The sequence below is a fragment of the Streptomyces sp. NBC_01426 genome (assembly GCF_036231985.1).
In the GTDB taxonomy this organism is placed as follows: domain Bacteria; phylum Actinomycetota; class Actinomycetes; order Streptomycetales; family Streptomycetaceae; genus Streptomyces.
Genome location: NZ_CP109500.1, coordinates 1,402,805 through 1,414,827, shown reverse-complemented (window position 1 = coordinate 1,414,827; position 12,023 = coordinate 1,402,805). Strand labels below are relative to the sequence as shown.

11 protein-coding genes are annotated in these 12,023 nt (G+C 72.9%); 1 reads left to right on the top strand and 10 read right to left on the bottom strand.

The features are described 5' to 3' along the window. Window positions 1-96: 96 nt before the first annotated feature. The 7 genes from OG906_RS06230 to OG906_RS06200 all read right to left on the bottom strand — a co-directional run bounded on the left by OG906_RS06230 (window position 97) and on the right by OG906_RS06200 (window position 6,143). Window positions 97-417, bottom strand: coding sequence for a hypothetical protein (locus tag OG906_RS06230; RefSeq protein ID WP_329440788.1), 321 nt, complete (start codon window positions 415-417; stop codon window positions 97-99). Between the two features lie 370 nt (window positions 418-787). Then, complete coding sequence (locus OG906_RS06225) at window positions 788-1,357, bottom strand: ATP-binding protein (protein WP_329440786.1); 570 nt, start codon at window positions 1,355-1,357, stop codon at window positions 788-790. Between the two features lie 105 nt (window positions 1,358-1,462). Then, entirely contained in the window at window positions 1,463-1,843 is a 381-nt protein-coding gene (locus OG906_RS06220) for an STAS domain-containing protein (RefSeq protein WP_329440784.1), read from the bottom strand. Window positions 1,844-1,915: 72 nt separating this feature from the next. After that, window positions 1,916-2,374 (bottom strand): response regulator, encoded by a 459-nt coding sequence (locus OG906_RS06215; protein ID WP_329440782.1) that lies wholly within the window; start codon window positions 2,372-2,374, stop codon window positions 1,916-1,918. Beyond that, window positions 2,371-4,026 (bottom strand): sensor histidine kinase, encoded by a 1,656-nt coding sequence (locus OG906_RS06210; protein WP_329440780.1) that lies wholly within the window; start codon window positions 4,024-4,026, stop codon window positions 2,371-2,373. The genes OG906_RS06215 and OG906_RS06210 overlap by 4 nt, the downstream gene beginning before the upstream one ends. A gap of 80 nt (window positions 4,027-4,106) precedes the next feature. Next, complete coding sequence (locus OG906_RS06205) at window positions 4,107-5,330, bottom strand: PP2C family protein-serine/threonine phosphatase (RefSeq protein ID WP_392897339.1); 1,224 nt, start codon at window positions 5,328-5,330, stop codon at window positions 4,107-4,109. A gap of 234 nt (window positions 5,331-5,564) precedes the next feature. Further along, window positions 5,565-6,143: a MarR family winged helix-turn-helix transcriptional regulator gene (locus OG906_RS06200; protein ID WP_329440778.1), complete on the bottom strand. Its 579-nt coding sequence runs from the start codon at window positions 6,141-6,143 to the stop codon at window positions 5,565-5,567. Window positions 6,144-6,365: 222 nt separating this feature from the next. On the opposite strand from OG906_RS06200, the gene OG906_RS06195 reads away from it, so the two are divergent. Next, entirely contained in the window at window positions 6,366-7,541 is a 1,176-nt protein-coding gene (locus OG906_RS06195) for a PP2C family protein-serine/threonine phosphatase (protein ID WP_329440776.1), read from the top strand. Window positions 7,542-7,625: 84 nt separating this feature from the next. Here OG906_RS06195 and OG906_RS06190 read toward each other — a convergent pair whose 3' ends face one another. From OG906_RS06190 to OG906_RS06180, 3 genes are read right to left on the bottom strand one after another with little or no spacing between them, the layout of a single operon-like run. Then, window positions 7,626-8,930: an ATP-grasp domain-containing protein gene (locus OG906_RS06190; RefSeq protein WP_329440774.1), complete on the bottom strand. Its 1,305-nt coding sequence runs from the start codon at window positions 8,928-8,930 to the stop codon at window positions 7,626-7,628. Further along, on the bottom strand, window positions 8,927-10,150 hold the full coding sequence (locus OG906_RS06185; RefSeq protein ID WP_329440772.1) for an argininosuccinate synthase-related protein: 1,224 nt from the start codon (window positions 10,148-10,150) through the stop codon (window positions 8,927-8,929). Before OG906_RS06185 ends, OG906_RS06190 begins: the two co-directional genes overlap by 4 nt. Next, a complete protein-coding gene (locus OG906_RS06180) occupies window positions 10,147-11,955 on the bottom strand; it encodes a non-ribosomal peptide synthetase (RefSeq protein WP_329440770.1) in 1,809 nt (602 codons plus the stop codon). The genes OG906_RS06185 and OG906_RS06180 overlap by 4 nt, the downstream gene beginning before the upstream one ends. Window positions 11,956-12,023: the final 68 nt, after the last annotated feature.

Below are 12,023 nucleotides of genomic sequence, written 5' to 3'. Positions count from 1 at the left end.
TGATCCTGTTCACGATGTGCTGTCGCGCCACCCTACCCAGGACGTCCGGGCAGGTCCTCGCCGTGGTCCGGGGTCCGGGGGGTCACCCCACGGGGCTCAGCGGCGCACCCGGCGGGCCGTGACGTCCAGTACGTGGACGCAGCGCAGCAGCTTGGCCCGGGCGCGGGGGGCGTCCGCGGCCGGCACGACGATCTCGCAGAGCGCGGGCGCCTCCTTCGACGTCCGAAAGGTCAGCTCCGTGACGCACAGGCTGTTCAGCACGGTCACGATGCGGGAGAGGGCGTGCCCGCCGTCCCGGAGCGTGACGGTCAGGGCGTACGAGTCCTCCTCCGCGTCCTGCGGGGCGGGCAGCTCGGCGCGGGACGCGGACCGGCGTACGGCGGTGTCGAGGGCGGGGAGGGTGTCGCTGACGGTCATGGGGCGGGCTCCTGTCCTGGGAGGCGAACGGGCCGTGGACGACGGGGGCGGCGCCGGCCGCGGGCGGCGGTCGGGGCCGTTGTCGGGTTCGGCGGTCGAGGTCGGAGGGGGGTCGGCGGGCGGGGCGCAGGGCGGGGGAGGAAAACAAAAAGACCCCTCGCGGATGCGAGAGGTCTGCGTGCGGGCGGTGGGACCGAGGGCGAATCGCTCGGTCAGTCCGGTGCCCGCACGCCGGCGCCGATAATCGACTGGTGCGGCATGGCGGGGAGTCTGCCACGAGAATCCCGGCCGGTGGCGTCGCATCTCAGCATGCGGATGAACGCGCCTCCGGGTGCCCGGTCGTGACCGTTCCCGATCGCCCGGCGACCGGTCATGACGCGGCATCACTCCGTCGTGACACGCGGTCGAGAGCGGGGCCGAGGGGGTGATCGGAGCCGAAGGTGTGATCGGAGCCCAGGGCGTGATCGAGGTCGCGGTCGAGAGCGGAGTCGCGCTCGCTGTCGAGGGGCCCGGTCCGGTCGGGCGCCACGGCGGGCGCGGCCAGCGGCACGAGCACCGTGATGCGCTTGCCGCCCGCCGGCAGGACGGTGACGGTCACGCTGTGCGAGAGGCGCTGGATCAGGGGCCAGCCGAAGCCGCCGGCGAGGAACGTCCCGGCCTGGCGGGGCAGGGTGACGGGACGGTCACCGCTGGGGTCGGTGATGCTCAGCCGCAGGCCGTTCTCCGACACCGAGGCACTGAACCCGGTGATCCCGCCGCCGTGCCGGATGGCGTTCGTCGCCAGCTCCGAGGTCACGAGGAGCGCGTCGGTCAGGACGTCCTCCCCGTCCGGGCCGACACCGACGAGACCGGCTGAGCCCAGCAGGAACCGCACGCGGTCCCGCGCCTCCATGGCGGTGTGCGGAACGGGCTGCGCCGGTCCGTTCACGTCGTATCGCACGTTCACCTCCTCATCGGTCCCGTCAGACGCGGACGCTACTCGACTGCCCTGTAGCCGCGCCGGCAATCGCAGCGGCAAACACCAGTGCCCTCCCCGGCCCGCAGATCACGTTCGACGACGCTGGGACGGCACGGTCATGACCATGGCCTCGGCCAGCGTGGGGGCCGCGGCGAAGACCTGGGAGGCGCCCGTGATGTCGAGGAGCCGGCCCAGGCGGGGCGGCACCACCCCGGCCAGGATCACGGGACGGCTCAGGGCGGGCTGGAGCATGACGCTCAGCGTCGTCGAGTCCGCGAACGTGACCCCCGCGACGTCCAGGACGTACCGGGCGACGCCGGCGGCCTCCGGGTCCAGGGCGCTGCGCAGCTCGTCCACGTTGTCCATGTCGAACTCGCCCGCCATCACCACGACGCGGACGTCGCCCTCGGAACGCGTTGCGACGCGGCACCGCGCGTCATCGCCACCCGGGAACGTGTGAGCGTCCATGTGCTCCACCTTTCTCTCTCTCCGATGTCGGTTGATCCGGCCCGACCGGTCGCACCGGTCGCGGCGCTCGAATCAGACGGACCGCGGCAGTTTCACCACGGTGACGAAGAAGTCGTCGATCTGCTGGATGGCCCGGATGAACTGGTCGAGGTCCACCGGCTTGGTCACGTAGGCGTTGGCGTGCAGCTTGTAGCTGCGCAGGATGTCCTCCTCCGCCGCCGCCGTGGTGAGGACGACCACCGGGATGTGACTCAACTCGGGGTCGTTCTTGATCTGTTCGAGGACCTGCCGACCGTCGTACTTGGGAAGGTTCAGGTCGAGGAGGATCAGGTCGGGGCGCGGGGCGTTCGTGTGGTCGCCCCTGCGGTACAGGAAGTCCAGGGCCTCCAGGCCGTCCCGGACGACGTGCAGCGTGTTGCCGATCTTGTTGTCCTCGAAGGCCTCACGGGTCATGAGCTCGTCACCCGCGTCGTCCTCGACGAGCAGGACTTCCGCCGGCTGGTTCTGCGGCCTGGAGTCAGGGGTGCTCATGCGGTACTTCCTTCGGTGGTCGGTACGGTCGCGTTCGCGTTCACGGAGCCGGCATCGGATCCTGCCACGGCGCCGGATCCTGTCACGGAGCCGGATCCTGCCACGGCGCCGGAATCGGTGCCGGCCGCGGACCCGTCGTGGGGGAGTACGGGCAGGGTGAAGACCATCCGCGTTCCGCCGGTGTGGGCGGTGTCGATCCAGATGCGACCGCCCGCGTGCTCGACGATCTTCTTGCAGAGCGACAGGCCGATCCCCGTGCCGCCATAGGTCTCCCGGCCGTGCAGGCGCTGGAAGATGACGAACACCTTGTCCGCGAACTCGGCCGGGATACCGATTCCGTTGTCCGTGACGGTGAAGGTGTGGAAGCCGGGTTCGGCCCCCGTCCCCTCCTCGTCGTCGCGCAGGGCGATCTCGACGCGCGCGGGGCGATCGGGCGAGCGGAACTTCACCGCGTTGGCGACGAGGTTCTGCCAGAGCATGGTGAGCAGGGTGGGATCGCCCGACACCGAGGGCAGGTGCTGAGGCCGCACGATCTCGGCCCCGCTCTCCTCGACGGCGGTGGCGAGGTTGCGCAGGGCCCGGTCGACGGTGCCGTCCAGGGCGACGGTCTCCCGCGCGTCCTGGACCCGGCCCACCCGGGAGAACGTGAGCAGGTCGTTGATGAGGACCTGCATGCGCTTGGCGCCGTCGACGGCGAACCCGATGTACTGGCTGCCCCGCTCGTCGAGCCGGTCCCCGTACCGCTTCTCCAGGAGCTGGCAGAACGAGGCGACCTTGCGCAGCGGTTCCTGGAGGTCGTGCGAGGCGACGTACGCGAACTGTTCCAGCTCGGCGTTGGAACGGCGCAGTTCGACCGCCTGGGCGTCGAGGTCCGCGGCGGTCCGCTTCAGCTCCTCCGCGTTGTGCCGGGAGGCCGTCAGCTCGGCGACGGTCCGGCGGCGCATGGCCTCCACCGCGCGGGCGAGGGAGCGCAGGTCGGAGGGTCCCGTCTCGGGGATCTCCTCGTCGAACGCGCCCGCGGCCACCCGCCGGGACGCGGCCCGGACCTCGGCCAACGGCCGGACGACGCTCATCTGGAGGAGTCCGGCGAGGCAGAGGCCGGTCACGAGGAAGGCCACGACGATCGCGAACAGGACGTGGTCGCGTTCGGAGCGGGCCTGCGCGAAGGTGGTGCGGGCGTCGGCCTGCACGCTGTCGAGCCGGGTCTGCTGGGTCGTGATCCGCTCGCGGACCTCGTCGAATCGGTCCTTGCCCAGTTGGACCGATGGTCCGGTCGTCCCGGCCTTCGCCGCGGCGAGGGTCGGCACGGCGAAGGACTCCTGCCAGGTGCGCGCGGCTTCCTCGACGGCCGTCAGGTCGGTCCTGGCGGTGCTCTCGTCGTCGAGCAGCGTCTCCAGCCTCCGGGACGAGGCGCGCTCGTTCTCCAGGCCGCGCTCGTAGGGCTCCAGCAGCTTCGGGTCGCGCGTCAGCTGGTAGCCGCGGACCCCGGTCTCCTGGTCCAGCAGGGCGGACTCCAGCCTGAGGGCCTCCCGCTGGGCGGGCGCGATGCGGTCGACGAGCCGGTCGCCGGCCGCGGTCGTGTTCGACAGCAGGGCGGCGCCGACCACGGCCGTGACGACGACCATCACGCCGAGCAGGGCCAGCACGGTCATGAACCACGCGCGCAGGCTCAGCCCGGTACGGCCGCTACGGCCGCCTCGGGGGGTCGGGGGGTCGGTCGGGTCCGGGGCACTCACAAGGAGGTGTTCCATTCGAGGTGGAGTACGGCGACGTCGTCGGCCAGCCCCCCGCTGTGCGCGGCGAGGCTCTGGGCGGTGTGGATCAGGGTGTCGACGAAGGCGTCGGCGGGCAGGTCGTTGTGTCGGCGGGCGATGTCCAGCAACCCGTCCTCGTCGAGGCGGTCCGAGCCGGAGCCGATCCTGCCCTCGATCAGGCCGTCCGTGAAGAGCATCACGGCCCCCGCGTTCTCGACGGGGACCCGGACGACGGGCCACCGGGTGTCCCAGTCGGGCACGATGCCCAGGGCGGGTCCGCCGGGCACCTCTTCCAGGCGCACGCCCGCCGAGGAGCGCACCAGGAAGCCGGGGTGACCGGCCCGCTGCACGCTGATGTGCGGCGCGCCCGCCGGCCGGGTGACCGCGATGAGGGTGGCGAAGATCTCGGGCCCGGAACGCTCGGCGACCAGGATCTTCTCCAACAGTTCCAGGAGGTCCTGACCGCGGGCGCCGGCCATGACGAACGCCCGCCACGCCACCCGCAGGCACACGCCCAGCGCCGCCTCGTCCGGGCCGTGCCCCGAGACGTCACCGACGACGGCGTGCGTCGCCCCGTCCGGTGTCTGGACGACGTCGTAGAAGTCGCCGCCGAGGAGCGCCTGGGCCCGACCGGGCCGGTAGCGGGCACAGACCGCGACGGTGTCGTCCAGCAGGAGCGGCGTGGGCAGCAGGCCGCGTTCCAGTCGGGAGTTCTCCTCCGCGCGCAGCCTGCTCGCCTGGAGGGAGGCCGCCGCGAGTTCCGTGTGCTTGCGCTGGATCGCGTACCGGATGGCGCGCATGAAGACGTCGGGCTCCAGGCGGCCCTTGACCAGGTAGTCCTGGGCCCCCGCCGCGACGGCGGCGAGGCCGGCCTGCTCCTCGGAGAGGCCGGTGAGGACGACCACGGCGGCCTCGGCGGCGTTGGCCAGCACCTTGTTGAGGGCGTCGAGTCCGTGGGCGTCGGGCAGGTGCAGGTCCAGCAGGACGCACTGCGGCGCCTCGCCCTTCAGCCGGGGCAGGGCCTCCGCGAGGGAGCCCGCGCGACCGAGTCGGACGTCGACCCCGCTGTCCGCGACCAGCTCCTCGACGAGGAGGGCGTCACCCTCGTCGTCCTCGATGAGCAGGACGCGCGGGGGAAGTCCGCTCCACAGCGCGCGGGAGCGGTCCTCCTCGATCGACGTGGCCTGCCGAGCCGGGCTCACCACTGTGTGTGGCAGCGGTGGCGGGTTGTCGGCAGGGTGTGAGGACCCCAGGCCGAGAGCGCTCCCCATGGCGTTGCTTTTCCCCTCTCGCCACACAGTGCGCAGGCCCGACGGGCGCCTGGTGCGTCCGGAGCGAGACTAGAGCGATCATTTGCCATCGGGCAATATTTTAACTGGTCAATCATCCGGGTCTGACCAGTCGCCCGGATCCCTCGCCCGCCCGTCGCGAGGACCTCAGGCCGTGTCGGACAGCCGGGTGGTCCGCGACGGTCCGATACCCGCTCCCCGTACGGTCGGCTCCCGGTCGGCGGCCCCGGGCGCGGCCACCGGCGCCCCTGCGGCCGCCGCCCGCGCCCCCGCGGCGAGGTCCTCCGCCGCCTGCCGCAACCCCGTCAGGCCCACGACCAGTGCCTCGATCCCCGCCGGCTCCATCCGGTCGAGCACCGCGGACAGCTCCCGCAGCCGAATCGCCCGGTACTCGTCCAGCAACGCCCGGCCCTGCCGGGTCGGGTACAGCTCGACCTCGCGCCCGCTGGTCCGGCTGCGCGAGCGCGTCAGCAACCCCATGGCCTCCATCCGGTCGCACAGACGCGTCACGGACGGCGGTCGGGAGCCGAGCATCGCGCCCAGGGTACGCAGGTTGATGCCCTCGGACTGCTCCACGACGAGCAGCGCGCGCAGCTGCGACGGCGATATGGCGGGGGTCGTGGCGTCCTGGCCGCGCGCCAGCAGCACTTCGAGGAGCTCCGCGACCGCGCCGATCGTCACAGAAGCACGCGCTCCCGTGCCGGGGGGACCGTCGAGAGGGGGCATGAGGCCCACTCTGCCACCGTCACGCCCCTGATGTCGCTTCCGCCCGGTCCCGCCCGACACGGCCGAGGAGCGGCGCGCCACGCCCGTTCGGCCCGGAACCCGGCGCCCGGGGCGGGGTTGGAGGCGCACCGGTACGCCCGGGCCCGCGACGCGTGTGACACTCCTCTACCGGATGCACACATCGCGTCCACACCCACGAAGAGGAGAGGCAGGCCGCACCCCGTGCCCCCAAGTGATTCGGTGGAGCGCATCCTGCGCGCCGCGGCACCCCACGAGCTGCTCCACGAGATCCGCGCGCTGCTGGTCGCACGTCACGGAGCGCTGTCCGTCGAGCTGCTGCTGGCCGACTACGCCATGACCCGGCTGCAGCCCCTGACCACGCCGCCGCACGACGCCGAGCCGGTGTCGGTGTACTCCACGGCCCCCGGCCGGGCCTTCGGCGCCCAGGAGCCGTACCTCGTGGACGGCGGCGAGCGGGTCACCGTCCACCTGCCGGTGAGCGTGCGCGGCGACCGGCTCGGAGTGCTGAGCGTCACGTTGCCCCGGGCCGCCCGCACGCCCGAGATCGGGGACGAGCTGGGGCTGGTGGCCGACGCGCTCGCCCACGAGCTCCTCGTCGCCGATCGGGACACCGACCTCTTCCGTCAGGCACGGCGCACGGACCGGCTGACCCTCGCCGCCGAGATGCAGTGGCAGCTGCTCCCGGGCCGCTCCTGCGCCCGCCCCGAGTACGGCCTCGGCGCACAGCTGGAGCCCGCCTACGCCATCTACGGCGACAGCTTCGACTGGTCGACCTCGGCCGACCACCTGTTCCTGGGCGTCAACAACGGCATGGGCGACGGGATCGACGCCGCGCTGCTGACGAACCTGGCGGTCAACGCCGTGCGCAACGCGCGCCGCGCCGGGCTCGGCCTGGTGGACCAGGCCTCCCTCGCCGACCAGGCGGTCTACGGGCAGTACCGGGGCGAGCGCCATCTGGCGATGCTCCTGCTCGACTTCCACCTGGACACGGGGCGCGTCGAGATCGTCGACGCCGGGTCGCCGAAGGTCTGGCGGTTGCGCGACGGCAACGTCGAGACCGTGGAGCTGGAGGCGCAGCTGCCCCTCGGCATGTTCGAGGACACGGTCTACACCTGCCAGGACTTCCGGGTCGAGCCGGGGGACCGGCTGATCTTCGCGAGCGACGGGGTCTACGACGTGGCCTCGCCTGCCGGCGAGAGCTACAGCACGCGCGCACTCGCCCGGGCCGTCACCAGCACCCGCCTGCTGCCGCCCTCCCAGGTGCCGGGGGCGATCCTGGAACACCTCGCGGGCCACCGGGGTGCCGGCGTCGAGTCCACCGACGACGCCACGGTGCTGTGCCTGGACTGGGTGGGCCGCCCGGCGCGAGGCGCCTGATCGCCGGGGGCCGCCCGCGCGAACGGGCGGCTCCGATCGTGCGGGCCGGCCGCGGCCCGGCCGACTCCGCCGGACGGGCCGGTGTCAGCCCTCGACCTCGGACCAGAAGGCGCCCATCCGGTCCTGGACCGCCTTGAGGGTGACCCTCAGCTCGGCGAACCCGGGGGCCGAGCCGTAGACCGTCCCCAGGATCCACTCGGTCCCCGCCCGCCAGTCGGCCCGCCACCCCGGGTCGATGACGACGTCCACCAGCTCGACGCCAGGGATGTCGTAGAGGTCGTCGAGGAGTTCGTCCCCGCCCGGGACACAGGCGTCCGACGGCGGGGACACGAGGTACTGGAAGGCGACCCTGCGGTCGGCTCCGGCGAGCCCGAGCACCGGCTCGGGCGGGTCGAAGGCACCCAGCGCCGACTCGACGGCGTGGGCCAGCAGGTCGACTCCCGACGAACGCTTCAGGATGTCCGAGATGCCGCCGCCGATGCGTCCGTTGACCTCGATCACGCGGGGGCCCTCCGGAGTGAACTTGATCTCCGTGTGGGTCACCCCCTCACGGACGCCCAGCGCCCGCAACGCCCGCCGCTCCAGCCGGACCACCTGCGCGACGAGGTCCTCGGGAAGCTCGGCCGGAACGAACAGGCCGGTCTCCCGGAAGGGGTACGCCAGGGGCAACTTGCCCGTGACCCCCGCCGTCGTCGTGTCACCCTCCCGGGTCACCGACTCGACCGACACGTAGTCGCCCCAGAAGTCCCCCACCGCCGAGGGGTCGCCGGCCAGGTACTCCTCCAGTACGTACGCGCGGGGCTCCGCCACCCCGTCGGTGAACTCCGCGTACCGTGCGGCGAGTTCCTCCGCGCTGTCCACCCGGCAGGTGTCCGTGCTGCTGCACCCGGCCCGCGGCTTGACGACCGCCGGCAGCCCGGTCGCCGCCAACGCCGGGGCGAGGTCACCGGCGGAGCGGATCAGCCGGCACACGGTGCTCTGGACCCCGGCCGACGCCAGGGCCTCGCGCTGGCGGAACTTGTCCACCAACACGTCCGCGGTGTCGGGTTCGTGGAACGGCAGACCGCACGCCTTCGCCACCACCGCGGTCGCCCGCAGCAGCGAATCGCTGAACGTCACCACCCCGTCGGGCTCCAACCCGACGACGAGCGCGCACAGTTGCTCCTCGGTCAGCCCGCGGGTGTCCACCACCCGCGTTCTCCTCGACACCGGTGCCAGGTCCGCGGCGACCAGGGGATCGCCCAGGTCGCCGAGGAAGACCACCGTGCAGCGCCCCCGCGCCGTGTCCAGGAGCCCCAGCGGCGTGGCCGCGCCGCGCCCGTAGACGACGGCCAACACGGGCAGGTCCCGGGCCCGCGCCGCGCCCCCGGGGCCGTCGGTGCGCGTCACGTGCGGGACACCCTTTCCGGGTCCGGTGCGCGAGCCGGGCCGAAGGAGCTCTGCTCCGCGGCGACGCAGGCGTGCTCCCACGCCTCGCGGTCCCGGAGGTAGAGCGGCTCCTGCGCGACGATGGCCCGCGTCACGGCCGTACCCGCCCCGAGCCGCCAACGCACCGTGCCGGTGACGCGCTGCGAGCAGACGTCGACGAAGGCCTGGCTCGCCCGCCGCAGACCGTCGAACCAACGGCCCTCCAGCGCCTCGCGCACCCAGATCTGCTCCTGGTGCATCTTCTCCCTGATGGTCTCCGCGGGCAGCGTCGCCGTCTCCAGGTGACGGTGGGAACGCAGCAGCAGGGTCGCCGCCGGCATCTCCCGCACCTCCAGGACCTTCTGTCCCCCGGTCAGGTGCTCCAGCCCGGAGTAGCGGCCGATGCCGTGCGCGCCGACCCGTCGGTTGAGCGTCTCCACGAGCGCGGTCAGCGGCAGGGCGCGACCGTCCACCGAGACGGGCCGGCCCCGGTCGAACCCGATCTCGATCTCCTCCGGCCCCGCCCCGGGCCGGGGCACGCTCCACCGGTACAGCTCCTCCGGCACGGCGTGGTCCTCGGGGTCGTCGAGGATCCCCGACTCGAACTCCCGACACCACAGATTGGAGTCGCCGCTGACCAGCCGCTCGTTCAACTGGTCGAGCCCGGCCTCCTTCAGCTCCTGCATCTTCCGGTCCCGGTCGACGGGCGTCAGGTCGTACGGGCTGCCGTGGCGCCCCGCGAACCCGAGCAGGTCCAAGGCCCCGTTGAGCCGGCGCAGCGTGTTCTGGGAGCGGTTCGCGGTGTGCAGCACGGTGCCGGCGCCGAGTTCGCGCGCCGTGTCCACGGCGATCTCGGCGATCAGCGGCCGGCTCAGGGAGCTGCTGATCGGGTGGGTGTCGAGGTACACGGCGTGCGCGGCGATCGCCGGGCGGACGTACTCCTGCGCGAACCTCTCGCGGGCATCCACCAGGTGCAGCCGGACGCCGAGTTGGTCGGCCATCGCCTGCTTGCACGCGCTGCTCTCGTCCTCGCCGAGGTCGACGCTGAGCGCGTGGACGTCCCGTACGCCCGCCCGCACCAGCCGCAGCAGCAGGTACGTGCTGTCCAGGCCCCCGCTGAAGAGGGTGACGACGGGGGAGGACAGGTCGGGCGCGTGGAGGCGGAGGTCGTCGAAGGAACGGATCAGGGTCCGGGGTCTCACTGTTCCTCCTCCTGCCGCTCGGCGAGGGCGGCGCCGAACCCCGCGACGGTGGGCTCGTCGAACACCAGGTGCATCGGCACCTCGAAGCCGAGCAGCTTCTCCAGCTTCCGCGTCACACGGATCACCTTGAAGGAGTCCCCGCCGATGTCGAAGAAGTCGTCGTGCAGACCGATCGCCGGCAGGCCGAGCACCTCGCACCAGACGTCGGCGACGAGCTTCTCCACTTCGCCCGCCTCCGCGGCGGGCGTCTCCCGCGCCGTGGTGGCCGGCAGCGCCGTCAGGGCCCGGTCCGCCAACAGGGCCCGGTCCAGCTTGCCGTTGGCGGTCAGCGGCAGCTCCGACAGCACGGTGAGGGCTGCGGGAACCATGTACCCCGGCAGCGCGGAACGCAGTGCCTCGCGGACGGCCGCGGCGATGGCCTCCGGGTCGGTGCCCGGCCCGGCCACCAGGAAGCCGACCAGGCGCGCCTCGCCGCCGGACCCGCAGGCGACCGCGGCCGCCTGGCGGACCCCGGGGACGCGCAGGGCCACGGCCTCGATCTCTCCGAGCTCGATGCGGTAGCCCCGCACCTTCACCTGGAGGTCCACCCGGCCGAGGAACTCCAGCCCGCCCACCGGGTGGCTCCGCACGAGGTCCCCGGAACGGTAGAGGAGGTCGCCGGGATCGCCGAGGTGGTCCGGGACGAACCGCTCGGCCGTCAGCTCGGGGCGGTCGAGGTAGCCCAGGGCGAGACCGGCGCCGCCTATGTACAGCTCGCCCGGCTCCCCGTCGGCCACCGGACGGCCCTCCTCGTCGAGGATCCGCAGCGTGGTGTCCTCGATGGCCGAGCCGATGTACACGGTGTCCGGCTCCGGGTCCCGGGGCGGGACCCACGCCGTGCAGTAGATCGTGCACTCGCTCGGCCCGTACAGATTGGTGAGCGGCGCGGTGGACCGCGCGTGGAAGCGGCGGACCAGCTCGGGGCCGAGCGGCTCCCCGCCGGTGAGGACCCGGCGCAGCCCGTCGAAGCGTTCCTCCGGGCCGCGGGCCGACAGGAACAGGTCGAGCAGGGAGACCACGCAGTAGAAGGTGGTGATGTCCGCCTCGCGGATCATCCGCGCGAGGTAGTCGGCGTCGCGTTGGCGTCCCGGCGCGGCGATCACGATGGTGGCACCGGTGATCAGCGGCCAGTACACCTCGATGAGGAACATGTCGAAGCTGCACGCGGTGTGGTGCAGCATCCGGTCGTCCTCGCCCAGCCCGTGGGCGCGCTGGAGCGCCTTCAGGCGACTGGCGACCGCCCGGTGCGGGATGAGGGACGCCTTGGGGCGGCCGGTGGAGCCGGAGGTGTAGATGGCCACGGCGGGCTGCTCGGCCAGGTCGGCGGCCGGCTCGAACGCGCCGACCGGCGCCGCGGTCGCGCACTCTTCGACCGTCACCACCTCGACGTCGAGCCCGGCGGGGAGCCGGGACCGGAGGGCCGCGGTGGTGATCAGCAGCCGGGGCCGGCAGTCGGCCAGCATGTCGAGGGTGCGTTCCACCGGGTCGTTCGCGTCGAACGCGACCTGGGCGGCGCCGGCGAGGACCACGCCGCTCACGCCCACCACGAACTCCGCGGAGCGCTCCACGTAGACCGCCACCCGGTCTCCGGGACGGGCCCCCCGCCGCCGCAGCAGCGAGGCGACCCGCAGGCACCGGTCCCGGAGCTCGCCTGCGGTGATCTCCCGGTCGCCGTCGACGACGGCGACCCGCTCGGGGGCGCCGTCCCACCGTCTCAACAGCAGGGTGTCGAGCCGGTCGTCGGCCGGTTCGAGAAGGGTGGCCATCACGCGTGTTCCCATCGGTGTGTGGTGTGTGTCTGCTCTGCCGGCCCGCGGCGCGCCCCGGGTCGTGT